This window comes from Streptomyces sp. NPDC041108, from assembly GCF_055592645.1.
Map to the genome: position 1 here is coordinate 330,152 of NZ_JBVIYK010000003.1, position 23,109 is coordinate 353,260.

The following is a 23,109-nucleotide window of genomic DNA, read 5'->3' on the forward strand; positions in this document are numbered from 1 at the left end:
TGGTCGTCAGCCTGGCGTGCCGCCTCCTCCTCGCGACGGAGGCGATCAGGGCCGGCCCTCACCACCGCCAGGGGCCTCATCTCCCCCACTCCGCCGCATCCCACTCGCGACCGCGCGAGGAGGGCCATACGCTCCCAAATGTGACGTCGCGTCTGAGAACGAACCGACCGCGGGGCGCCACGTCGCACATAGCCGTGCGCCTGGCACACGCCGTCTTCGGAGGGCTCGCAGCCATGGCCTGGCTTCTGCTGCCCACAGCAACGGAGCCGGCCGAAGGGCAGCCCACGGGCCGCCACGCCGACACGACTCCCGCGGCGGGCGTACGGCCCACCGCCCCGGACCGCGACGAGCCGTTCAGGCCGTCCGCGCGTGGCGTGACGACCGTGGGACACGGTCCCCCCGTGCGTCCGGCCGGTCCGGCCCGGTCCGCGCCCCCGGGCGCCGGCGAGCCCCCGATGAGCCCGGACGACGACAGCGGCCGGTCCGGTGGCCCGGCCGCCGCAGCCCCGCTCGCTCCTCCGGCCGTCGGCGCGCGGCCCGCGGCGCCCTTCGCCGGCGAGGCGCCGGTGGACGAGGAGGCGTCCGGGACGGATCTGATCCTGCCGGTGGCCGCCGCGGGTGCGGCTGTCGCCGTGGCCGCGTACTCGCTCGTACGACGCCGGCGCCGTGCCCGGTCGGGGACGACGCCGGCCGGCGTTTTCGAACCGGTGTCCAGCCCGCTGCCAGACCTCCACCACCGGGCCCTGCGGCTCGTCGTGGAGACCGACGACAGCGTCCGCACCAGCGCCGAGGAACTCCGTTTCGCGGCGGCCCGCCCGGGCCGCGCCGCCGCCGAGCCGTCCTCGGAACGGCCCGGGGACCAGGACGCCGCCGAGCCCCTCACGGACGCTCCGCAGAGCCCCGCCGACGAGAGCGAGCCCCGTCCGCGCCCGGAGGCCGAACCACCGCGGCAGCCGCCCGAGGAGGGGCGCCCCGTCGCGGACGCCGACCCGCACCCCCACGGCCCGGCGGCGGCCGAGTCCGCCCAGCCGCAGTGGGAGCCCGCGATCGCGCTCGACCCGGCCATGGCCTTCGCCGAGACCCCCGCGGGGCGGGACGCGGTGCAGCCGTTCGTGGAGGCGTTGGCGGACGCACGGCGGGAGCTGGTGGGGGCCTGCCGGGCGGGTCTGCGGCTGGAGGAGGAGCGCGGTGCCCTGCCGCCCGACGAGGAACGCGCACTGCTGGAGGAGATCCTCACCCGCTGCACGACCGCACAGCGGCGGCTGGACACGGCGACGCCCGCCTTCGACCAACTCAGGGCTCTGGAGTGGGACATCACCCCCGCCCTGGAGTGCGCGGAGGCCCGCTTCCGCGAGCTGGCCGCCCGTACGGCGGCATCGGCCGGCACTCTCACCGCGCTGCGCGAGGCATACGTCCCGGCCGCCTCGCTCCCCGTCACCGGCCATGTCGAACAGGCCAAGGACCGCCTGGTCTTCGCCACCACCGAGCTGAACCGGGCCCGCCAGGCCGCCTATCCCGGCGACCTGCGGATCGCCGCCGTACACCTGCGGGCCGCCGAGGGCGCGATCGAGCAGGCGGACCTGTTCGTGACCGGGGTGGAGCGGCTCGCCGCCGAGCTGGCGCACGCCGCGGTGACCGCCGCGCAGGGCGCCCGCTCCAGCGGCCCGTACGACGACCCCTTCGACGTCCTCCAGGGCCAGGGCCGCTGGTTCCTCCCGGCCCACAGCGCGGTCGCCGCCGCGGCCGACTTCATCACCACGCACCGGGCGGCGGTGGGGGCGCCTGCCAGGATCAGACTGTCGGAGGCGGAACGGCATCTGACGGGGGCGGTGCCGAAGGATCCGGCCGGGCCGGACGAGGGCGCCGACGCCACCGAGGACGCCCGGCGGGCCCACGCCCTCGCCCAGGAGGCCCGGCACCTCGCCGAGCAGGACGTCCGGGCGTACGGCAACCCGTACGGCGGCCCGGTCGGCGGCGGCCTGGCCGGCGCTCTGCTGGGCGGCATCGTCCTCGGCGGGCCCCCCGACGGGGACGGCCGGGCCGATCTGAGAGGTCCCGCCTGCTACGGCGGAACGGCGACCCGCGCCCGCAGAGCGGCGGGCGGCCAGTTCTGACCAGGGCGAGGACCCCCGGCCCCTCGCCCCTAGAACAGGCTCAGCAACGCCTCCGCCGGATCGGTCAGCCCGTGTTCCCCGCCCGGCAGCGGCAGTTCGAACCACACGGTCTTGCCTCGGGGCGTACGGCGGGACCCCCACGCGGCGGACAGCAGGCCGACGAGCTGCAGCCCGCGCCCGCCCTCGTCGGTGTCACGGGCCCGGCGCCGGCGGGGCTGCACGAGTCCCGCGTCCCACACCTCGCAGACCAGCGTCCTGTCGAGGAGGAGCCGAAGCCGTATCTCCCCTTCGCCGTACCGCAGCGCGTTGGTCACCAGTTCGCTGACCAGCAGTTCCGCCGTGTCGATGAGGGGTTCCAGGTCCCAGGCCTGCAGCCGGCCGCGGGCGTACTCGCGGGCGCGGCCCACGCTGCGCGGCTCACGCGGCAGGGTCCAGTCGCCGACGGAGTCCTCCGGCAGCCCCTGGACACGGGCCATCAGCAGCGCGATGTCGTCCTCGCCGTGGTGGGTGTCGAGGGTGTTGAGGACGTGGTCGCAGACGTCCTCCAGCGACCGGGGCGTGTCGGCGCGCAGCGAGGTGGGCGGCTGGTCGGGGTCCGTGAGCGCGCCGACGAACGCCTGGAGGCCCTCGTCGAGGGGATGGTCACGGGATTCGACCAGTCCATCCGTGTAGAGCGCCAACAGTGCGCCTTCGGGTAGTTCGACCTCCACCTCCTCGAACGGCTCGCCGCCGACGCCCAGCGGCATGCCGGGCGGCACGTCGAGCATCAGCGCGCCCTCGCCGGGCTCGACCAGCACCGGCGGCAGATGACCCGCGTTGGCGAAGGTGCAGCGGCGGGTCACCGAGTCGTAGACGGCGTAGACGCAGGTGGCGAGGTAGACCTCGGAGAGGTCCTTGTCGCGGGGGCGGCTGGAGGAGGTGCGGGAGGCCGACTGGCCGCCGCCGGGGGTGCCGAGGCCACGGGCGATCTCGTCGAGTGCCGAGAGGACCTCGGCGGGTTCGAGGTCCAGCAGAGCCAACGTACGAACGGCCGTACGAAGTTCGCCCATCGCCACCGCGGCCCGCAGTCCGCGGCCCATCACGTCGCCGACGACGAGTGCCGTGCGGTGCCCGGGGAGTTCGATGACGTCGAACCAGTCCCCACCGACCTCGGTGGCCGCGTTGCCCGGCAGATAACGGCAGGCGATGTCGAGCCCGGATGCCTCGGGGTCGCCCGGCGGCAGCAGGGAGCGCTGCAGGATGAGGGCGCGTTCGTGCTCACGGCGGTAGAGGCGCGCGTTGTCGATACAGACGGCGGCGCGTGCGGCCAGCTCGACGGCCAGACCGCGGTCGCGTTCGCCGAACGGCTCGCTGCCCTTGGTACGGGAGAACTGCACGAGTCCGACGACGGTGTCGTGCGCCACCATCGGCACGGCGAGCGTCGACTGGATGAGGTTGCCCTCCTCCGGCACCTCCTGCGGGCGGGCGGTGCGCAGGGCGTCCGCGCAGGGTGAGTTGAACGGGTAGTGGTGGACCGCGCCCACCCGTACGGGGGCGGGACCGCCGACGAAGGGCGCGTCGGAGACGGCGCTGGCGAAGGCGACCCGGCGCAGTTCGGCGCTGCCGTCGGCGAGTCCGGGCGGGGTCTCGTCACCCACCAGGAGGCCCTGGTAGAGGTCGACGGCGGCCAGGTCGCAGAAGCCGGGGACGACGACGTCGAGGAGTTCGCGGGCGGTCGTCTCCAGGTCGAGGGAGTTGCCGATGCGTGAGCCGGCCTCGTTGAGGAGGGCGAGGTTGCGCCGGGCGGCCGCGGCCTCACGGGCGGCGGAGCGACGGGCCGTGATGTCCGTGGCGAGCCAGGCGATGCCGATGGGGCGGCCGGTGCCGCTGTGTACGCGGTAGAGGTTGACGGACCAGTGGCGGCGCTCGTCGGAACCGGGCACGAAGCCCGTGATGTGCATGTCGGTGATCGAGTCGCCGGTCTCCAGGACGCGGCGCAGGGTGGCCTCGACCCGCTCGGCCTCCGGGGACTGCAGATAGTCGTGGACGCCCCGGCCGCGGTGGTCGTCGACGTCGCCGCCGTAGATGGAGGCGAAACGCTGGTTGGCGCGCCGCACCTGAAGATCGGTGTCTATCAGCAGGAAACCGAACGGGGATTGGCCGAAAATCGCCTGCGAAGCGGCAAGGTCGGTCTCTATCCGACGCAGGGTCCGGACGTCCACGACGATGCACACGGCGGCCCGTTCGCCGCCCTCCACGGTGGTGGGCATCACGTAGACCTCGGCGAGCCCCTCCGTCCCGTCGGGACCCGGCACCCGGAAGGGGACCACACCGGTCCACTCCCGGCCGTCGAGGACCTCGGCCATTTTCCGCTGGCCCTCTTCGCGCCGGTCGGGATCGATGAACGCCTCGATGGGGTCCATCCCCACGGCCTGCCCGGCGGATATGCCGAACAACTGCTCGGCGCGCAGGCTCCACTGGTCGACGAGCCCGTCAGGACCGATCGAGAACGAGGCGACCTTGATGTAGTCGTAGATGGAGCCCGGCGCGCTGGTCTGCCACATCGAGTCCCCGGTGCCGTGACCACCCATGACACGCGCGCCGACCTCGGCCCCACCGGACCCGCCGGTGTCACCGGTACGCGCGTCGGACGGTCGCCCCGCACCCGCCCGCTCCCCGGACGGCCGCCTTTCCGGCCCACGATTCCCGGCCACACGGCCCGGATGAGCGTCGCCCGCCTCGTCACGCACGGGCCCGCCGTCGCGCGTGGCTCCGCCCAGGCCGGAATCGTCTGCGGCCTCGGGCCTCGCGCGGTCCGACGGATTCCGGGAACCCGTGGACTTCGTGGCCTTCGCTGGTATCTCGCTCACGCGAACCGTCCCCTCCAGCTCACCGCGTCCGGCTTCGGTCACCAGGGGCGGCTGCCCGCAGTATCCAGCACTACGGCGCCGCGCAACACGGTGTTCACGATCACAGCACGGTCCCGATCATTTTTGGACCGGCCGGAACATAGTCCCAAGTCTTCTAACCAGGCGGTGCCCTCTCGAATCAAAGACTCCAGCCAGCCCTACTGGCTTGAACCAGCCGGTCGCACGCGCGCCCCGGGGAGCCGCCCCTCCCCCGGACCGTACGCCGTGGACTCCCGTCGTGCACCGGGTTCTTCACTCCGTACACCGATGTACACCGATGCACACCGACCGGACCGCTCAGCCGGGAACCGCGAGTTCGAACCAGACCGTCTTGCCCGCTTCCCCGGGGCGGGTACCCCAGGCCCGCGACGAACAGGCCACCAACTGCAGGCCCCGTCCGCTCTCGTCGTCCACATCGGCCGCGCGTTCGCGGGGCGGATCGGGCAGTGGATCGGAAACCTCGACCAGGAGTGCGCCCGCGGGGCCGGAGGGACGCACGAGCCGCACCCCGATGGGTCCCGTCGCGTGCCGCAGCGCATTGGTCACCAACTCGCTCACCAACAGGACGGTGATGTCCCCGAGCGCGTCGAGATCCCATTCGCGCAGCTGCCTCCGCACCACCGCGCGAGCGTCGCGCACCGCCCCCGGCTCCGCGGGAAAGGTCCACTCGGCGCGGCCGTCTCCGCTGTCGATCACGCCGATCACTTCCCAGTCCAGAAGCAGGCCCTGTCCGGTTTCATGGGGTTAAGGGGCACATACCCGATATCCCTCCCGAAGTACCGCGCACGAGGGCGCACTGTGGCACGAACGGCGTAGGGAGCACACCCACGACGGGCCCGCGAGAAGCACGGAGAACCACGCGACCGGCCGCACTGGACCCGCAGCCACGATACTCACCGACGGGGAGGGGCACCCAGGGTCGAAGCGACGGCACTGCCGGAAACGGGGTGGGACGGGACGCACCCGGCCGGGACGCACCGCGGCCATCCCGAGCGGAGCCGCACGACCCGGACCAGGCCAGGCCGGGCCAGGCCAGCCGGAGCAGATCGGCCGATATCGGCATGGACCGATCGACGACGCACGGCACGAGACAAGAAGGCCGCCCGGAGTGGACCTACACGGCGGCGAGGGAGGAAAGTCCGCGCGTCCGACGGGAGGTGGCGAGACAGCGAGGTCCGCGCGACCTACGGAAGGCGGCGCGCCCGACCCGGCGGCGCCCGGCCCCCAGCCCCTGGCGCACGGCTCGCGACGCACGACGCACGACGGGAAACCACCCCGGGGCGGACACCCGACCCGGGCCCCAACGACACACTGCACATCAGGGCCGAGCGCTCAGCCCCCGTCGCCCCAGGCCACCCGCGCCACCTCCATCACGGCCGGCACGTCCTGGTCCAGCCAGTCGACGTCCCACACCTCGTCCAGGGTCAGCCACCGCAGTTCGTCATGGTCCTCCAGCGGGCGGGGCTCGCCGGACAGCAGATGCGCGATCCAGACCCGCAGCACATACCCCGGCCGTACGGTCCATTCGCCGGGCACCCGCTCCGCGGACTTCGCCTCGACGCCCAGCTCCTCACGCAGCTCCCTTACGAGCGCCTGCTCGGGCGACTCGCCGGGCTCCACCTTGCCGCCCGGCAGTTCCCAACGTCCGGCCAGCTCAGGCGGTGCGCTGCGACGTGCGGCGAGCAGTCGCCCGTCGCTCAGCAGAGCGGCTCCCACCACCACGATCGGTTCGGTCATGCGCGGAGCCTACGGGAGCGGACACGGACGCCGGGCGGGGTGAATCAGTTGGTCCCGCCGTGCCCGTTCTGGCCCTGGCCGTTCTGCCCGATACGTTCGACCCAGTAGAGCTGTTTGTGGCCGCGACTGTCGAGACTGTCCGCGATCTGCTGGGCCTCGGCACGCGTCGCGTACCTGCCCACCCGGTAGCGATTGCCGTTGTCGTCCTGCCGTACGACGAGCCAGGGAAGCGTGATCGTGCCGTCGTTCATCGACCCCCACCGCTCCTTCCCGCTCCGGCCCGCCCAGGTCCCGCCCCCGGATGCCGCCGCGCCCCGTCACCTAAGGAAACCGCAATCCGCATATGCCCGAGCGTACGCCTAACCTTCACGCAGCGAATCTGTCTTTTCACAAAGAGGTACGCAACCAGCCAAGGCAAGGCGGTCGCACCCCGTCGAACGCGCCGTCGATCACCACTCGCACGCCCCCCAGCGCTCCGACGAGCAGCGGCCCCGTGCCGTTCGCGTCAAACGGGCCGCTACCGGGCGTCTTCGGGACCCGGCGGCAAGAACGACCGAATTCGAACTACGTTCGGACGGCGCCCCCGAGGCTCCGACAACTCCAACTTCCCACCAGCAAGGACTACTTGACCCATGCCCATGTCACCGTCCCGTACTCGCGGAACGGGCGGCTCTCCCGGACGGGCGACCGCCCGCCCTCACTTCACCGGCAGGTGGTACGCCACCTGGTAGCGGTCCGCCGGGACCACCACGTCCGCCGTCTCCACCGGACGGCCGGAGGCGAAGTAGGTGCGCTGGACGACCAGGACGACATGCCCGGGCACGCCACCGAGAGCGAGCAACTCCTCGGCGAGGCCGGGGCGGGCGCCGACCTCCTCGGTGACGTTGTCGACGACGACGTCGATCGCCGCCATGCGCTCGACGACACCCATGCCCCCGAGAGGGCCCTCCTCTGGAAGCATCACGGGCGTGCGGCCCGTGAGGGCGAGGGGCTCCCAGGAGGTGGAGAGCATCATGATCTCCCCCGCGTCCCGGAACGTGTACCGCGTGCACATCACGCGGTCGCCGACCTGGATCGCGAGCCGCTCGGCGATCGTCCGGCCCACCTCGACCTGCTCGCTGCGCGACTCCCAGGTGCCACGCGCCGCATGGTCGGCCTGCTCCTGCCGGAAGGGTGTGGCGCCGCCCGCGGGCCGGAACCCGGAACGGGCGACCCGGCGCGGCACCGGCCGCTCGCGCACATACGTCCCCGAGCCGGAGCGGCCCTCCACCAGTCCCTCGGCCATGAGCACCTTGCGGGCCTCCAGCGCCACCGTGTCCGACACGCCGTACTCCTCGCGGATACGGGCCTGGGAGGGAAGGCGGGTGTGCGGCGGCAGCGATCCGTTCACGATCTTCCTCCGGAGATCACCCGCGACACGCAAATAGGCCGGCTGCTCACCGAAAGTCACTGGCCACTCCCATCAGGTTGTACAGACAGCAACAGCGTGGCAACCGTGGGTTCGACCATGCAAGCAAAGGCCAGAGAATCACTCGATGTGATGACATGCATGCCGTGAGGGCCCTGTGCAGGCATTTTCTCCCCACTCTGGGGGCGGTCACACCTGCGCGTCGGCCCTGCCCTCGTCGCCGCCCCCGCCGGCGCCTTCACCGTCGTACGCCGGTGCCTCCGTGGCCAGCCCCAGAGCCTCGCGGGCGGTGACCACCTTCGGGCCGTCGGTCAGCCGGTGCGCCTTGTCCCAGTGGTCGGTGAAGCCGTCGGCGTCCCTCGCCCCGTTCGCCGCCTCCCACTCCCGGCGGGCCCGGTCCAAAGCCTCGGTGTAGTCCGCGACCGCCTGCTCGGCGTCGGGCTCCCAGTCGTGGGCGCGCAAGGCCGTCGTCTGCCGCTCCAGGGCCCGGACCACCTGCGACGCCCACGCCTTGTGCCCGGCCAGGTCGTCCTCGACGTACTCCGTGTCGGGCACCCCGTCGAAGGCGTCGTCCAGGATCGCGCCGGCCTTCAGGAAGGCGAACTGGTCGTCGTCGAGGGTCGTCTCGTCCTGCCGCAGCGAGCCGGTCAGACTGCCCTCTGGGTCCGTGTTGCCCAGCATGCAGGTGATCTCGCGGTCGCCGTACCGCCAGCTCTGCCGGGTCGGCGTGAAGTAGTAGACGTCTACGTCGGCCGGAAACGCCCAGGGGTCCATCACGTAGGACTCCGAGCGCGCGTAGCACCGGTCGTCGGCGGCTTCCGCGACCGCGTCGTCGCCCGGGTAGGGGCCGTCCGGCAGCGCGAAGCCGGCGAACACCTCGGCGTCGTGCTCCCCGTCGCACGGCACGACGTCGACGTCGGCCGTGTAGCCCTCCAGAGTGCCGGTCGGTGTGTCGAAGCACTCGCCCGTGGCCACCGAGAAGGTGCCGCCGACGCCGCTCGCCGCGTCACGCAGGCCGTCCCACGCGTCGCGCGCGCCGCCCGTGGTGAACGCGAGCGTCATCAGCAGCGCGCCGATCGTCGAGAGCACGATTCCGGCCACCGCCATGCCCTTGCCGCGCTCCCCCTTCCTACGGATCTGCGCCAGCGCGACGACCCCCAGGAGCAGCCCGACACCCGGCAGGAAGCACAGCACCCCGAGCACGAGCGCGGCGATCGCGAACCCGTTGACGGGCGGGGCGGAAGGCGGCACCGGGTACGCCCGTCCCCATGCCTGACCCCACGCCTGTCCCGGGCCCCGGGGAGGCACCGCGTGCGAGTACGGCTGCCCCGGCGGCGGGACGGGGCCACCGCCCTGAGGTGGCTGGGGGCCGACGGGCGGAGGGGTGGCCACGGGTACAGGTGCTCCTTGCGCCGAGCGGGTGGGAACTGACGTACGACTTGGCGCATGGTAAGCGGCCGACAGGGGTGGGCGACACGGGGGGCGGGGGCGGTACGGGGGGGGCGGGGGCGGTACGGGGGGGGCGGGGGCGGTACCGGGAAGGGACGGAGAGGAGCCGTGACGCCCTGCCCCGGCCGCTGCGGATCACCCGGTGCGCACCCACCGCCGGTCCCGCACCACCATGACGCACCGTCACCGATCGTCCCGGTCACCCCGGCCGACGCCACTACCCTTCGCCCATGACCCCTCTGCCGGATCGCTTCTGCCCGACGGACGGCACACGCGTCCCCGCCGCCTCCCTCGCCTGGTGCTGCCCGGCCTGCCGCGGCCCCCTGGATCTGGACTTCGCGCCCACACCCGCACCGCTCAAGTCCCTGGCCGGCCGCGTGAACTCGCTCTGGCGCTACGCGGAATGCCTCCCCCTGGCCTCCCCCACGGTCTCCCTCGGCGAGGGCCGGACACCGCTCGTCGAGCTGAAGGACGGCATCCGGGCCAAGCTCGACTTCCTGATGCCGACGCTCTCCTTCAAGGACCGGGGCGCGGTGCTCCTGGCCGAACTGGCGCTACGGCTCGGACCCCGCCGGGTGATCGCCGACAGCAGCGGCAACGCGGGTACGGCGGTCGCCGCGTACTGCGCCCGGGCCGCGCTGCCCTGCACGGTGTACATCCCGGCCGGCACGTCGGACAAGAAGCTGGAGCAGATCGGGGCGCACGGCGCGCAGCTCCACATCGTCGACGGCGGCCGCGAGGCCACGGCTCGCGCGGCCCGGGAGGCGGCGGACGCGGACGGCGTCTTCTACGCCTCGCACGTCTACAACCCGTACTTCCTGCACGGCACCAAGACCTACGTCCACGAACTGTGGGAGGACCTCGGCGGCCGGCTCCCCGAGGTGATCGTCGTCCCCGTCGGCAACGGCACGCTGCTGCTGGGCGCGGCCCTCGCCGTGACCGAGCTGCACGCGGCGGGCCTCATCGACCGCCGCCCGGCCCTGTGCGCCGTACAGTCGGCCGCCGTCGCGCCGTTGGCCCACGCCTGGACCGAGGGCGCCGACGACCTGGTCGGGAACACCGCCACGGCTCCCACCCTGGCCGAGGGCATCGCCATCCCCCGCCCGCCCCGGGCCCGCCAGATCCTCCGCGCGGTCCGCGACTCCGGCGGCACGTTCCTCACCGTGACCGAGGACCAGCTCCGCCACGCCCAACGCGACCTGGCCTCCCGCGGCCTGTACGTCGAGTCCACGGGCGTGGCCTGCTGGGCGGCCGTACGGGAGGGGGCGCTGGGGTCGCGCACGGCGGTGGTGCCGCTGTGCGGCGCCGGGTTGAAGACGGGGCTGGCGGAGAGCTGAGGGAGCGAGGGCCCCGCCGCGGCCCGTGGCCGTGGGTCGGGGGGCGGGGGGTCGTGGGGCGGGGGTCAGTAGCAGCCCCCTTCCGGTCCCGAGGGGGCCCCCGATCGCTCCAGCATCGTCACGTCGACTCCGGCGTGCGACAGCACGAGCACGCTCGTCCCGTCCCAGCATCATCCCAGCACGGGAAAGACCAAGGGCCCGACTCCGCAGAGCCGGACCCTGTTTGACCTGCATGTTCACCAGATCAGCGAAGTGGTGATACGTCACCCACTACACATTGAAGCGGAACTCGACGACGTCCCCGTCCTGCATCACGTAGTCCTTGCCCTCCATGCGGGCCTTGCCCTTGGCGCGGGCCTCGGCGACCGAGCCCGTTTCGACGAGGTCGGCGAAGGAGATGACCTCGGCCTTGATGAAGCCCTTCTGGAAGTCGGTGTGGATGACACCGGCGGCCTCGGGGGCGGTGGCGCCCTTCTTGATGGTCCAGGCGCGGGATTCCTTGGGGCCGGCCGTGAGGTAGGTCTGCAGGCCCAGGGTGTCGAAGCCGACGCGGGCGAGGGTGGCCAGGCCCGGCTCCTCGGCGCCGACCGACTCCAGGAGTTCCATGGCGTCCTCGTCGTCCAGCTCGGCGAGGTCCTGCTCCAGCTTGGCGTTGAGGAAGATCGCCTCGGCGGGGGCCACCAGCGCGCGCTGCTCGTTCTTGAAGTCCTCGTCGGTCAGCTCGTCCTCGTCGACGTTGAAGACGTACAGGAACGGCTTGGTGGTGAGCAGGTGCAGGTCGTGGAGGAGCTCCTCGTTGCCGGAGCCCTGCACGATGCCCTGTGAGAAGAGAGTGTCGCCCTTCTCCAGGATCTCCTTGGCGGCCTCGACCGCGGCGACCTTCGGGGCGATGTCCTTCTTGATGCGCGACTCTTTCTGGAGACGCGGCAGGACCTTCTCGATGGTCTGCAGATCGGCGAGGATCAGCTCGGTGTTGATCGTCTCGATGTCGTCCTTGGGCGAGACCTTGCCGTCGACGTGCACGACGTTCTCGTCCTGGAAGGCGCGGATGACCTGGCAGATCGCGTCCGACTCGCGGATGTTCGCGAGGAACTTGTTGCCGAGGCCCTCGCCCTCGCTGGCGCCGCGCACGATGCCCGCGATGTCGACGAAGTCGACGGTCGCCGGGAGGACGCGCTGCGAGCTGAAGATCTCGGCCAGCTTGGTCAGGCGCTCGTCCGGGACGCCCACCACGCCGACGTTCGGCTCGATCGTGGCGAACGGGTAGTTGGCCGCCAGCACGTCGTTCTTGGTCAGGGCGTTGAACAGGGTCGACTTGCCGACGTTGGGCAGACCGACGATTCCGATCGTGAGCGACACGTTTGCGACTTCCCGTACGTAGGAGGGCCAGGCGGCCGGGGGCTGGAGCGGCGTGGCCTGGGGCCTGAGGCCAGTCCGGCGGATCGTGCCCCAGCGGCCGGAGGGCCGGCCGATCCCCCAGTTTACGGCGTGCCGACACCCGGTCCGGCGAGGTATCGAACGCTTGGCCAAGGTCCGCTCAACGGCGTGTCTGTGAACCCATTCGGCACATTAACCGACCTAAGTTGGACGAGTGGAGCAGCAGCAGAGGACGCAGTCCCCGCACACCCCTCGGACCGGGCCGCGACCGGGAGTCCCGCCTCTTCCCCCGCAGGCGGGGAGAGCGGGACGGGTGCCCGGCGCGGGCGTGCCGGCACGTGCTCCGGTCGCGCGCGGGCCCGTACCACCACCGGTCCAAGCCGTGCGGAGCGTCGCACGGGCCGTGCGCCGGATGCCGAATCCACGCCTCACCGACCTGGGCTGCGGGCTGTTCTGCGGGCTGGCGATGTTCGTGCTCGCCGGCCTCGACCGGCTGCTGTTCGGCGCGTCGCCGGTCCTGTACGGGGTGCTGTTCCTGCTGGTCAGCGCGTTGACGGCGGTGTGGGTGCGGCGCGGTGACCTGGCGAGCGCCCCCGTCGTCGTACCGATCGCCTTCGCGGCGGGGCTGCCGCTGCTGGCCGAGGGCGAGGGCGGCCTCGGCGGGCATCTGATGGCCCTGGTCACCGCCCTCGCCATGCAGGCGGGCTGGCTGTACGGCGGCACGCTGGTCGCCGGGGTCATCGTGACCGTGCGCAAGCTCCGGCTGATGGCCCGGCGGGCCACCGAGCGGGAGAGGCAGCGGGGGCGCGAGCGGAACGGCCGGGAGGTCCAGGGCCGGGCGCGGCTCGGGGGGCGGGGCGGGCAGCGCCGGAGCCCGGAAGCGGATGTTCCGCGCCGGACGGCCGGTGTCCGGCCTCGGACCGCGGACGGCCACCGGCCGGTCGGGCCGCGGACTCCGAGGCCCCCGGCCCAGCCGCGCGACACCGTCCCCCGGGGGCGCTAGGGGGTGTCCCGGGGCTCCCGCCAGCGCCCGCCCGGTGCGGCCGCCCTCTCCTAGCCGGCCTTCGCCGCCCGCATCGCCGCGCCCACGATGCCCGCGTTGTTCTGCAGCTGGGCCGGCACGATCTCCGCCCTGATGCCCTCGATGAGGTGCAGGAACTTCGCCGACTTGCGGCTGACGCCGCCGCCGATGATGAACAGTTCGGGCGAGAAGAGCATCTCGACGTGGGCGAGGTACTTGGTGACGCGCTTGGCCCAGTGCTCCCAGGTCAGCTCGTGGTCCTCCTTGGCCTTGGTGGAGGCGCGGGTCTCGGCGTCGTGGCCGTGCAGCTCCAGGTGGCCCAGCTCCGTGTTGGGGACGAGGACGCCGTCGGAGAAGACGGCGCTGCCGATGCCCGTACCGAAGGTGAGCAGGATGACCGTGCCCTGACGGCCGCGCCCGGCACCGAACTGCACCTCGGCCACGCCCGCCGCGTCCGCGTCGTTCACCACGGTCACCGGCAGGCCGCCGATCCGCTCGCTCAGCAGGGCGCGGGCGTCGACGTCGATCCAGCCCTTGTCGACGTTGGCCGCCGTCCGGATCGTGGCGCCGCCGGTGACCACGCCGGGGAAGGTGATGCCGACCGGGCCGGTCCAGCCGAAGTGGTCGACGACCTCCTTGACCCCGTCGGCGACCGCGTCGGGCGTCGCCGGGTGCGGGGTCAGCACCTTGTGTCGCTCGTCCGCCAGGTCGCCCAGGTCCAGGTCCACGGGAGCGCCCTTGATCCCGGAACCACCGATGTCCACGCCGAAGATGTGCATGGCCCTACGTTACGTCGTACGACTGTCAGTCACGTTGCCGAGGTGCCCCGGCCGCCGTCGGGCACCGGATCCTCACGTCCTGGCACGCGTACGGCCCCGGAACCTTCACGTTCCGGGGCCGTACGGCCGGTGCGGGGAGGGTCAGGCGCCCTGTCCGGTGCGCTCGGCGACCAGGGCCGCGGCCTCTTCTCGCAGGTCGCGGCGGAGTTCCTTCGGCAGGGAGAAGGTGATCGACTCCTCGGCCGCCTTGACCAGCTCGACGTCCCCGTAGCCGCGCCGGGAGAGCCATTCGAGGACCTCTTCGACGAGGATCTCCGGCACGGAGGCACCCGAGGTGACGCCGACGGTCTCCACGCCCTCCAGCCAGGCTTCGTCGATCTCGCTCGCGAAGTCCACGAGATACGCCTCGCGGGAGCCGGCGAGCTTGGCGACCTCGACGAGGCGGACCGAGTTGGAGGAGTTGCGGGAGCCGACCACGATGACCAGCTCCGCCTCGGCGCCCATCTGCTTCACGGCGAGCTGGCGGTTCTGGGTGGCGTAGCAGATGTCGTCGCTGGGCGGCGAGACGAGCAGCGGGAACTTCTCCTTGAGCGCGCCGACCGTCTCCATCGTCTCGTCGACGGAGAGGGTGGTCTGGGAGAGCCAGACGATCTTCGACGGGTCGCGGACCTCGACCTTGGCGACGTCCTCGGGGCCGTCGACGAGCTGGATGTGGTCCGGCGCCTCGCCCGACGTGCCGATGACCTCCTCGTGGCCCTCGTGCCCGATCAGGAGGATGTCGAAGTCGTCCTGGGCGTACCGGATCGCTTCCTTGTGGACCTTGGTGACCAGCGGGCAGGTGGCGTCGATGGTGGCGAGCTTGCCGCGCGCGGCCTCGTCGTGGACGGTCGGGGCGACGCCGTGCGCCGAGAACATGACGATGTTCCCCTCGGGAACCTCCTCCGTCTGCTCGACGAAGATGGCGCCCTTCCGCTCCAGCGTCTGCACGACGTACTTGTTGTGGACGATCTCGTGGCGGACGTAGATCGGGGCCCCGTACTGCTCCAGGGCCTTCTCGACGGCGATCACCGCGCGGTCGACACCCGCGCAGTAGCCGCGCGGGGCGGCGAGGAGGACACGGCGGCGGCCAGGCGAAGCGGTCATGTTCTCCATCGTAGGGGGTTCCCTGGCGAGGGCTTCGCCGATGGGGGGCGCGGCCGGGGGCGAGGTGCGGGGTTCGTCGGCGGGTGCGGGTGGTTCGTGGTTGCTCGCGCGGTTCCCCCGCGCCCCTGAGAAGCAGGGGCTGCGGCCCGTGCTTCTCATGCGCGCAGCCCCGCCGCCTTCCAGGCCCGCAGGGCCTGTCCTTCAGGGGCGTGGGGAACCGCGCGAGAAGCCCCACCGGCCCGCGCCCGCCCGCCGACCCACCCGCGCCTCCAAGCCATGAGGCGTCCTTGTCGGCACCCGCCGCTACGCTCGGCCGCATGGCTCTCAACACGTCCGCCGAATCCCCCCTCCCCGTCGGCGAGGTCTCCCGCCTCATCGGCGGCTGGATCGACCGGCTCGGCGCGGTGTGGGTCGAGGGGCAGATCACGCAGTTGTCGCGGCGTCCGGGCGCGGGCGTCGTGTTCCTCACGCTGCGGGACCCCTCGCACGACATCTCCGTGGGCGTGACCTGCTATCGCCAGGTGTTCGACTCCGTGGCCGACGTGGTCGGCGAGGGCGCCCGGGTCGTCGTCCTGGCGAAGCCGGAGTGGTACGCGCCGCGCGGGCAGCTGTCGTTGCGGGCCACGGAGATAAAGCCGGTCGGGGTCGGTGAACTGCTGGCCCGGCTGGAACAGTTGAAGAAGTCGCTGGCCGCGGAGGGGCTGTTCGCGCCGGAGCGGAAGAAGGCGCTGCCCTTTCTGCCGCAGCTGATCGGGCTGGTGTGCGGCCGGGCCTCCGCGGCCGAGCGGGACGTGCTGGAGAACGCCCGGCGGCGCTGGCCGGCCGTCCGCTTCGAGGTGCGCAACGTCGCCGTGCAGGGGGTGCACGCGGTGCCCCAGGTCGTCCGGGCGGTGAAGGAGCTGGACGCGCTGGACGACGTGGACGTCATCGTCGTGGCGCGCGGCGGCGGCAGCGTGGAGGACCTCCTGCCGTTCTCCGACGAGCAGCTCGTACGGGCGGTCGCGTCCTGTCGTACGCCGGTCGTGTCGGCGATCGGGCACGAGCCGGACACCCCGCTGCTGGACTATGTGGCGGACCTGCGCGCGTCCACGCCGACCGACGCGGCCAAGAAGGTCGTGCCGGACGTGGGCGAGGAGTACGAGCGGGTGCGGTGGCTGCGGGACCGGGCGCGCCGCTGTGTGGAGGCGTTCGTGGAGCGGGAGGAGCGGGGGCTCGCGCACGCCCTCGCGCGCCCCTCGATGGAGGATCCGCACCGCATGATCGACGAGCGCGCCGACCACGTGGCCTCGCTGCTCGACCGGGGCCGCCGCTGCCTCGGGCACCATCTGGATCGTGCCGTCTCGGAGTTGACGCACACGCACGCGCGCGTGGTGGCCCTGTCCCCGGCGGCGACGCTCCAGCGGGGGTACGCGGTGCTGCAGAGGGCCGACGGCCATGTGGTGCGCGCACCCGGCGAGGCCGGACCGGAGGAGGCGTTGCGGGCGCGGGTGGCCGAGGGCGAGTTCGTCGTCCGGGTCGACGGAACAGGGACTGTCGGAGGGGACGCATAAGGTGGGCCGCATGACCAGCAACGTGAGCGAGGCCGACGGGACGACCCGGGCGGCCGGGGCCTCCGAGACCGAGCGCGCCCTGGGGTACGAGCAGGCGCGGGACGAGCTGATCGACGTCGTCCGCCGTCTGGAGGCGGGCGGTACGACGCTGGAGGAGTCCCTCGCCCTCTGGGAGCGCGGCGAGGAGCTGGCCAAGGTCTGCCGCCGCTGGCTGGACGGGGCCCGGGAGCGGCTGGACGCCGCGCTCGCGGAGGACGACGGGGGCGACGCGGGGGACGACGGCCGGTCCGGGTGACTCCCGCCCGTGGAGCACGGGCCCCGTTGTTCGTGGAGCATGGGCCCCGTTCGCCGAGGCGTTGTGAAGCAGATCACCACGACACCGTTTTGGTTGAACCTTGAACTTCCTTCGCGTAGGGTCGGGGCCGTACACCACACCTCGCACGAAGGTTGCCTGATGTCCCTCGTTCTCGACCCCGCCGCCCAGGACCTGCTGTTCCGTGAGGCCCACACCGCGAACACGTTCACCGACGAGCCGGTGACCGAGGAGCAGGTGCAGGCGATCTACGACCTGGTCAAGTACGGTCCCACCGCGTTCAACCAGACGCCGCTGCGCATCGTCCTGGTCCGCTCCGCCGAGGCCCGTGAGCGTCTGGTGCCGCACATGGCCGAGGGCAACCAGGCCAAGACGGCCACCGCCCCGCTGGTCGCCATCCTCGCCGCGGACAACGAGTTCCACGAGGAACTGCCGACCCTGTTCCCGGCGTTCCCGCAGGCCAAGGACCTCTTCTTCGCCGAGCGCGCGGCCCGCGAGTCGGCCGCCGGTATGAACGCCGCCCTCCAGGCCGCGTACTTCATCATCGGCGTCCGCGCCGCCGGCCTGGCCGCCGGCCCGATGACCGGCTTCGACTTCGCCGGTGTCCAGAAGGAGTTCCTGGACGACGACCACACCCCGCTGATGGTGGTCAACATCGGCAGGCCCGGCGAGGGCGCGTCCTACCCGCGCTCCCCGCGCCTCGACTTCGACCACGTCGTCACCACGGTCTGAGTCCCGGTACCGCCACGTACGGACGAAGGGCCCCGGCGATTTCGCCGGGGCCCTTCGTCGTGTCCGCGTCCGCCCGCTCTCGGCGGGATCACCCTCCGCGCCGCTCGCGGCGGGTCCACCACCCGCGCCGTCACTCCGTCCGCAGCGCCTCGGCCATCTTCGTCAGCCGGTCGAACGACGCGGAGCCCGTGACCACGGTCGTGGAACCCTCGCCGCGCAGCACGAGGGCGTCGTAGCGCTCACCCTCGTACCGGGTCCAGGTCCGGTCGCCGATCTCCTGCGTGGCGCCGGTCTTCCGCGCGTCCTGGGTGGCGTCCTCGATGAACCGGGAGGGCTTCTCGGCGGACTGTTCGACCGCCACGTACTCGCCGTCGGGGTCGTGGAAGCCGAGGTGCCAGCGGTCCGACTCGTCGCCCCGGAAGCGGACGGAGGTCGCCTTCCAGGTCTGCGGCAGCCCTTCGGGCGCGGCCACCGGGTAGGAGGCCGCACGACGCGCCGTCAGCAGTTCGACGCGGTAGTCGACGCGCTTCGGTTCCCGCTCGGTCTCGTCGTGCGGGATGAAGAGATAGATGACCCATGCCGCCAGCACGATGAGCCCCAGGGAGAGGACCATGTCGCGAACGGTCTGCTTGCCTTTCGTACCTGCCACGTCCTCATCGTCGCAGGTGCACCGGTCCGCTCATCCGTGGGGTCCCCTGCTCATTTTGTCGGACTGACGATAGAGTCGGACCGAACCCTCATCCGGCCGTCGTCGTATCAGAAAGGTGCGCTCCGATGACCGAGAATCATCAGCTGCCGTCCGAACTGGAAGTCCCCTCCGAGGCTCCCGACCGCAACCTCGCCCTGGAACTGGTCCGGGTGACCGAGGCGGCCGCGATGGCGGCGGGCCGCTGGGTCGGCCGCGGAGACAAGAACGGGGCGGACGGAGCCGCCGTGCGCGCCATGCGCACCCTCGTCTCCACCGTGTCGATGAACGGCGTCGTCGTGATCGGGGAGGGCGAGAAGGACGAGGCCCCGATGCTCTTCAACGGCGAGCGCGTCGGTGACGGCACCGGCCCGGAGTGCGACATCGCCGTCGACCCGATCGACGGCACGACGCTCACGGCCAAGGGCATGACCAACGCGATCGCCGTGCTCGCGGCCGCCGACCGGGGCACGATGTTCGACCCCTCGGCCGTCTTCTACATGGACAAGCTGGTCACCGGGCCGGAGGCGGCCGACTTCGTCGACATCGACGCGCCGATCTCCGTGAACATCCGCCGGGTCGCCAAGGCCAAGCGGTCGGCGCCGGACGACGTGACCGTGGTCATCCTGGACCGGCCCCGGCACGAAGGGATCATCAAGGAGATCCGCGAGGCCGGAGCACGGATCAAGCTGATCTCCGACGGTGACGTCGCGGGTTCGATCCTGGCGCTGCGGGAGGGCACCGGTGTCGATCTGCTGCTCGGGGTGGGCGGCACGCCCGAGGGCATCATCTCCGCCTGTGCGGTGAAGTGCCTCGGCGGCACGATCCAGGGCAAGTTGTGGCCGAAGGACGACGCGGAGCGGCAGCGGGCGATCGACGCGGGCCATGACCTCGACCGGGTGCTGACGACCGATGACCTGGTGTCCGGCGAGAACGTGTTCTTCGTGGCGACCGGCATCACGGACGGGGAGCTGCTGCGGGGTGTGCGGTACCGGTCGGAGACGGCGACGACCGACTCGATCGTGATGCGGTCGAAGTCGGGGACGGTGCGGCGGATCGATTCGACGCACCGGCTGAGCAAGCTGCGGGCCTACAGCTCGATCGACTTCGAGAAGGCCAAGTAGCTCCGCCGGTCAGCCGGAGAGGCCGGTCATACCGGGGAGGACCGGTCACGCCGGAGAAGCCGGTCACGCCGGAGAAGCCGGAGAGGACCGGTCACGCCGGCGAGAGGGGAACCTCGGCCGCCTGCCGGGTGCGGGCTGGTCGTGGCCGGTCGCGCGGTTCCCCGGGCCCCTGACGGGGCGGTGTCCCGACGCCGGAAGGGCGCCCTCCTGTGCGGAGAGGGCGCCCTTCCGGCATGTAGGTGCGGGCCGGCGTCAACCGGCCGCGGCTATCGTCCCGTTCGTCCTGGCGGCCTTCTGCAGTTCCACGTCCCGGCGACGCCTGCGGGCCAGGACGACCCGGCGCTCGGCGGCGGTCAGGCCGCCCCAGACTCCGTAGGGCTCGGGTTGCAGGAGTGCGTGTTCCCGGCACTCGACCATGACGGGACAGCGGGCGCAGACGCGCTTGGCGGCTTCCTCGCGGGAGAGCCGGGACGCGGTGGGTTCCTTGGAGGGGGCGAAGAACAGCCCGGCCTCGTCACGCCGGCACACGGCCTCCGTGTGCCACGGGGCGTCCTGGTCCCTGTCTCGCACTGGCACCCGCTGGGGCGGAACAGCAGCGACCTGCAGAGACGAATGCGGCGGATGCAGCACGGTCTACTCCTGACGACGGCTTCGCGAGCGAGAGACGATGCAGCAAGGCCTACCCGCTGTGCGCGGGCCTATGCACTGAGTCCCGATCCGCTGGAATTCGCCGCCCACACCCCACGGCCACAACCGGACCCGCCCCCTCGGGTCATGACCGGGCGAGGCCGAATTCACACACGTCAACGATCCTGGTGCCTGCGCAAATGATCGTCCACCCGGCGGGCGAGATGGTCACCGACCCGGCCGAGGAGGTCGGCGATCATCTTCCCCCGCTTCGGTCTCGCCTCGATGTTCCCGAGGACGGCCAGGCCGTCGACATAGACCACCGGGGCGTCGGTCTCGCCCGAATCCAGCGCGTGCACCTCGAAGTTGCCGAGGATGCCGCCGCCGCTGCCGCGCAGCGAGACGTTCTCCGGGACGCGGACCTCGACGCTGCCGAAGACCGAGACCGCCTTGATCATGACCTGCCGGTGCTCGAATATCGCCTCGCTGAGGTCTATCTCGACACTGCCGAATATCGCGTACGCGTGGATGCGCCGGCCGGCCCGGAAGCGGCCCTTGCGCATCGAGGCGCTGAACACGGCCATCAGGCGGTCGTCGGGGTCGAGGGGGATGGCGCCGGGCGTCGGGCGGTTGGGCACGGAGGAGACCGGCGGCACATACGCGGGCGCCGCCCTGCGGACCGCCTGGCCGGCCGGCAGGTCCCGTACGAAGACGTCCAGCTCGCCCACCGTCCTGGCGGCGAGCACGCCCTCGACCCGCTCGGAGTGCTCATCGGCGGTGAGGCGGCCCTCGGCGAGGGCGTCGCGCAGGAGGTCGGCGATCCGGTCGCGGTCGGCGTCGGATGCGCGCAGCTCGGCGGACGGCAACGGCGGTTGCTGGGTGGGGCGCTTCTGAAGGTCCACGACAGCAGATTACCCACTCGCGATAGATCGCGACCAGGGGTGTGGACAACTCCGGGGCGCCGAACTGAGCCTTACCTCACAAGCCCGCCCTCCCGGCCAGGTTCTACGCTGGTGGACGCTGCCAACGGAGGTCAGCCGCGCTGTTTTGTCGAGTGAGGAATGGGCGACATGCCTGAGTTCGAGTACACCGATCTGCTCCCCATGGGAGAGGACACCACCCCGTACCGGCTGGTGACCTCCGAGGGTGTCTCCACCTTCGAGGCCGACGGACGCACGTTCCTCAAGGTGGAGCCGGAGGCGCTGCGCAAGCTGGCCGCCGAGGCGATCCACGACATCCAGCACTATCTGCGGCCGGCGCACCTCGCGCAGCTCCGCCGGATCATCGACGACCCCGAGGCGTCCGGCAACGACAAGTTCGTCGCCCTGGACCTGCTGAAGAACGCGAACATCGCGGCCGCCGGTGTGCTGCCCATGTGCCAGGACACGGGTACGGCGATCGTCATGGGCAAGCGCGGGCAGAACGTGCTCACCGAGGGCGGGGACGAGCGGGCCCTGTCCCAGGGCATCTACGACGCCTACCTGAACCTGAACCTGCGCTACTCGCAGATGGCTCCGCTCACCATGTGGGAGGAGAAGAACACCGGGTCGAACCTGCCGGCGCAGATCGAGCTGTACGCCACCGACGGCGGCGCCTACAAGTTCCTGTTCATGGCCAAGGGCGGCGGGTCGGCCAACAAGTCGTTCCTGTACCAGGAGACGAAGGCCGTCCTGAACGAGTCCTCCATGATGAAGTTCCTGGAGGAGAAGATCCGTTCGCTGGGTACGGCCGCGTGCCCGCCGTACCACCTGGCGATCGTGGTGGGCGGTACGAGCGCCGAGTACGCGCTGAAGACGGCGAAGTACGCCTCCGCGCACTACCTGGACGAGATCCCGGCCGAGGGGTCGCCGCTCGGGCACGGCTTCCGGGACAAGGAGCTGGAGGAGAAGGTCTTCGAGCTGACGCAGAGGATCGGGATCGGCGCGCAGTTCGGCGGCAAGTACTTCTGCCACGACGTGCGCGTGGTCCGCCTCCCCCGCCACGGCGCGTCCTGCCCGGTGGCCATCGCCGTGTCCTGCTCGGCCGACCGGCAGGCCGTCGCGAAGATCACCGCCGAGGGTGTGTTCCTGGAGCAGCTGGAGACCGACCCGGCGCGGTTCCTGCCGGACACCACGGACGAGCACCTCGACGAGGCCGGCGACGTCGTGAAGATCGACCTCAACCAGCCGATGGACGACATCCTCGCCGAGCTGACGAAGTACCCGGTCAAGACCCGGCTGTCCCTCAGCGGGCCGCTGGTCGTCGCCCGTGACATCGCGCACGCCAAGATCAAGGAGCGGCTCGACGCGGGTGAGGAGATGCCGCAGTACCTGAAGGATCACCCGGTGTACTACGCCGGCCCGGCGAAGACCCCCGAGGGGTACGCCTCCGGCTCCTTCGGTCCGACGACGGCCGGGCGCATGGACTCGTACGTGGAGCAGTTCCAGGCGGCGGGCGGGTCCAAGGTGATGCTGGCCAAGGGCAACCGCTCGCAGCAGGTCACGGACGCGTGCGGCTCGCACGGCGGCTTCTACCTGGGCTCCATCGGCGGCCCCGCGGCCCGCCTCGCCCAGGACTGCATCAAGAAGGTCGAGGTCGTCGAGTACGAGGAGCTCGGCATGGAGGCCGTCTGGAAGATCGAGGTCGAGGACTTCCCGGCGTTCATCGTCGTCGACGACAAGGGCAACGACTTCTTCAAGGACCCGGCCCCGGCCCCGACGTTCACGACGATCCCGGTCCGGGGGCCCGGGCCGGCGTAGTGGAGGACCGGTAGCGGGTCCCGTTCGCCCCGGACGTGGAAACGACCGGGGCGACACCCCCCGCCGGACGGAGCCCGGCGGGAGCAC

Annotated in this window: 20 protein-coding genes; 8 read left to right on the top strand and 12 right to left on the bottom strand. The window is 71.9% G+C overall.

Annotated elements, in window-relative coordinates:
• The first annotated feature begins 233 nt into the window (after positions 1–233).
• Positions 234–2,114, top strand: a complete 1,881-nt coding sequence (locus ACZ6BB_RS11030) for a serine/threonine-protein kinase (protein ID WP_471614972.1) — start codon at positions 234–236, stop codon at positions 2,112–2,114.
• Positions 2,115–2,143: 29 nt separating this feature from the next.
• Here the strand turns inward: ACZ6BB_RS11030 and ACZ6BB_RS11035 are convergent, their stop codons facing one another.
• The 6 genes from ACZ6BB_RS11035 to ACZ6BB_RS11060 form a co-directional block, all read right to left on the bottom strand.
• On the bottom strand, positions 2,144–4,963 hold the full coding sequence (locus ACZ6BB_RS11035) for a SpoIIE family protein phosphatase (RefSeq protein WP_471614973.1): 2,820 nt from the start codon (positions 4,961–4,963) through the stop codon (positions 2,144–2,146).
• 336 nt (positions 4,964–5,299) lie between these two features.
• Positions 5,300–5,707 carry an ATP-binding protein gene (locus ACZ6BB_RS11040; protein WP_471614974.1) on the bottom strand — a complete coding sequence of 136 codons (408 nt, stop codon included), beginning with the start codon at positions 5,705–5,707 and terminating at the stop codon, positions 5,300–5,302.
• Between the two features lie 627 nt (positions 5,708–6,334).
• Entirely contained in the window at positions 6,335–6,739 is a 405-nt protein-coding gene (locus ACZ6BB_RS11045; protein ID WP_059079252.1) for a (deoxy)nucleoside triphosphate pyrophosphohydrolase, read from the bottom strand.
• Positions 6,740–6,783: 44 nt separating this feature from the next.
• A complete protein-coding gene (locus tag ACZ6BB_RS11050; RefSeq protein WP_471614975.1) occupies positions 6,784–6,990 on the bottom strand; it encodes an SPOR domain-containing protein in 207 nt (68 codons plus the stop codon).
• 446 nt (positions 6,991–7,436) lie between these two features.
• Positions 7,437–8,189 carry a GntR family transcriptional regulator gene (locus tag ACZ6BB_RS11055; protein WP_471614976.1) on the bottom strand — a complete coding sequence of 251 codons (753 nt, stop codon included), beginning with the start codon at positions 8,187–8,189 and terminating at the stop codon, positions 7,437–7,439.
• 147 nt (positions 8,190–8,336) lie between these two features.
• On the bottom strand, positions 8,337–9,539 hold the full coding sequence (locus ACZ6BB_RS11060) for a DUF4190 domain-containing protein (RefSeq protein WP_471614977.1): 1,203 nt from the start codon (positions 9,537–9,539) through the stop codon (positions 8,337–8,339).
• A 287-nt stretch (positions 9,540–9,826) separates the two neighbouring features.
• Here ACZ6BB_RS11060 and ACZ6BB_RS11065 point away from each other — a divergent pair, with 287 nt between their 5' ends.
• Complete coding sequence (locus ACZ6BB_RS11065; RefSeq protein WP_471614978.1) at positions 9,827–10,933, top strand: threonine synthase; 1,107 nt, start codon at positions 9,827–9,829, stop codon at positions 10,931–10,933.
• Between the two features lie 270 nt (positions 10,934–11,203).
• Here ACZ6BB_RS11065 and ychF read toward each other — a convergent pair whose 3' ends face one another.
• Positions 11,204–12,292, bottom strand: coding sequence for a redox-regulated ATPase YchF (gene ychF / locus ACZ6BB_RS11070; protein ID WP_471614979.1), 1,089 nt, complete (start codon positions 12,290–12,292; stop codon positions 11,204–11,206).
• Positions 12,293–12,722: 430 nt separating this feature from the next.
• On the opposite strand from ychF, the gene ACZ6BB_RS11075 reads away from it, so the two are divergent.
• A complete protein-coding gene (locus ACZ6BB_RS11075) occupies positions 12,723–13,313 on the top strand; it encodes a DUF6542 domain-containing protein (RefSeq protein ID WP_471614980.1) in 591 nt (196 codons plus the stop codon).
• 50 nt (positions 13,314–13,363) lie between these two features.
• Here the strand turns inward: ACZ6BB_RS11075 and ppgK are convergent, their stop codons facing one another.
• Positions 13,364–14,110, bottom strand: coding sequence for a polyphosphate--glucose phosphotransferase (ppgK, locus tag ACZ6BB_RS11080; protein ID WP_471614981.1), 747 nt, complete (start codon positions 14,108–14,110; stop codon positions 13,364–13,366).
• 141 nt (positions 14,111–14,251) lie between these two features.
• Positions 14,252–15,262 carry a 4-hydroxy-3-methylbut-2-enyl diphosphate reductase gene (locus ACZ6BB_RS11085; protein ID WP_471614982.1) on the bottom strand — a complete coding sequence of 337 codons (1,011 nt, stop codon included), beginning with the start codon at positions 15,260–15,262 and terminating at the stop codon, positions 14,252–14,254.
• Positions 15,263–15,570: 308 nt separating this feature from the next.
• Here ACZ6BB_RS11085 and xseA point away from each other — a divergent pair, with 308 nt between their 5' ends.
• From xseA to ACZ6BB_RS11100, 3 genes are all read left to right on the top strand, one after another.
• Positions 15,571–16,803, top strand: coding sequence for an exodeoxyribonuclease VII large subunit (xseA, locus tag ACZ6BB_RS11090; RefSeq protein WP_471614983.1), 1,233 nt, complete (start codon positions 15,571–15,573; stop codon positions 16,801–16,803).
• Between the two features lie 10 nt (positions 16,804–16,813).
• Positions 16,814–17,098 carry an exodeoxyribonuclease VII small subunit gene (locus ACZ6BB_RS11095; protein WP_471614984.1) on the top strand — a complete coding sequence of 95 codons (285 nt, stop codon included), beginning with the start codon at positions 16,814–16,816 and terminating at the stop codon, positions 17,096–17,098.
• Between the two features lie 159 nt (positions 17,099–17,257).
• Entirely contained in the window at positions 17,258–17,848 is a 591-nt protein-coding gene (locus ACZ6BB_RS11100; protein ID WP_275456302.1) for a malonic semialdehyde reductase, read from the top strand.
• Positions 17,849–17,978: 130 nt separating this feature from the next.
• Here ACZ6BB_RS11100 and ACZ6BB_RS11105 read toward each other — a convergent pair whose 3' ends face one another.
• Positions 17,979–18,497, bottom strand: coding sequence for a DUF4245 domain-containing protein (locus ACZ6BB_RS11105; protein WP_471614985.1), 519 nt, complete (start codon positions 18,495–18,497; stop codon positions 17,979–17,981).
• Between the two features lie 125 nt (positions 18,498–18,622).
• On the opposite strand from ACZ6BB_RS11105, the gene glpX reads away from it, so the two are divergent.
• Entirely contained in the window at positions 18,623–19,657 is a 1,035-nt protein-coding gene (gene glpX, locus ACZ6BB_RS11110; RefSeq protein ID WP_005480703.1) for a class II fructose-bisphosphatase, read from the top strand.
• A gap of 252 nt (positions 19,658–19,909) precedes the next feature.
• Here glpX and ACZ6BB_RS11115 read toward each other — a convergent pair whose 3' ends face one another.
• The gene (locus tag ACZ6BB_RS11115) at positions 19,910–20,287 is read right to left on the bottom strand and encodes a WhiB family transcriptional regulator (RefSeq protein ID WP_319239298.1); all 378 of its coding nucleotides are present in this window, start codon (positions 20,285–20,287) and stop codon (positions 19,910–19,912) included.
• A 173-nt stretch (positions 20,288–20,460) separates the two neighbouring features.
• On the bottom strand, positions 20,461–21,186 hold the full coding sequence (locus ACZ6BB_RS11120) for a DUF1707 SHOCT-like domain-containing protein (RefSeq protein ID WP_471614986.1): 726 nt from the start codon (positions 21,184–21,186) through the stop codon (positions 20,461–20,463).
• A 168-nt stretch (positions 21,187–21,354) separates the two neighbouring features.
• On the opposite strand from ACZ6BB_RS11120, the gene ACZ6BB_RS11125 reads away from it, so the two are divergent.
• Entirely contained in the window at positions 21,355–23,022 is a 1,668-nt protein-coding gene (locus tag ACZ6BB_RS11125; protein WP_471614987.1) for a fumarate hydratase, read from the top strand.
• The last annotated feature ends 87 nt before the right edge of the window (positions 23,023–23,109 follow it).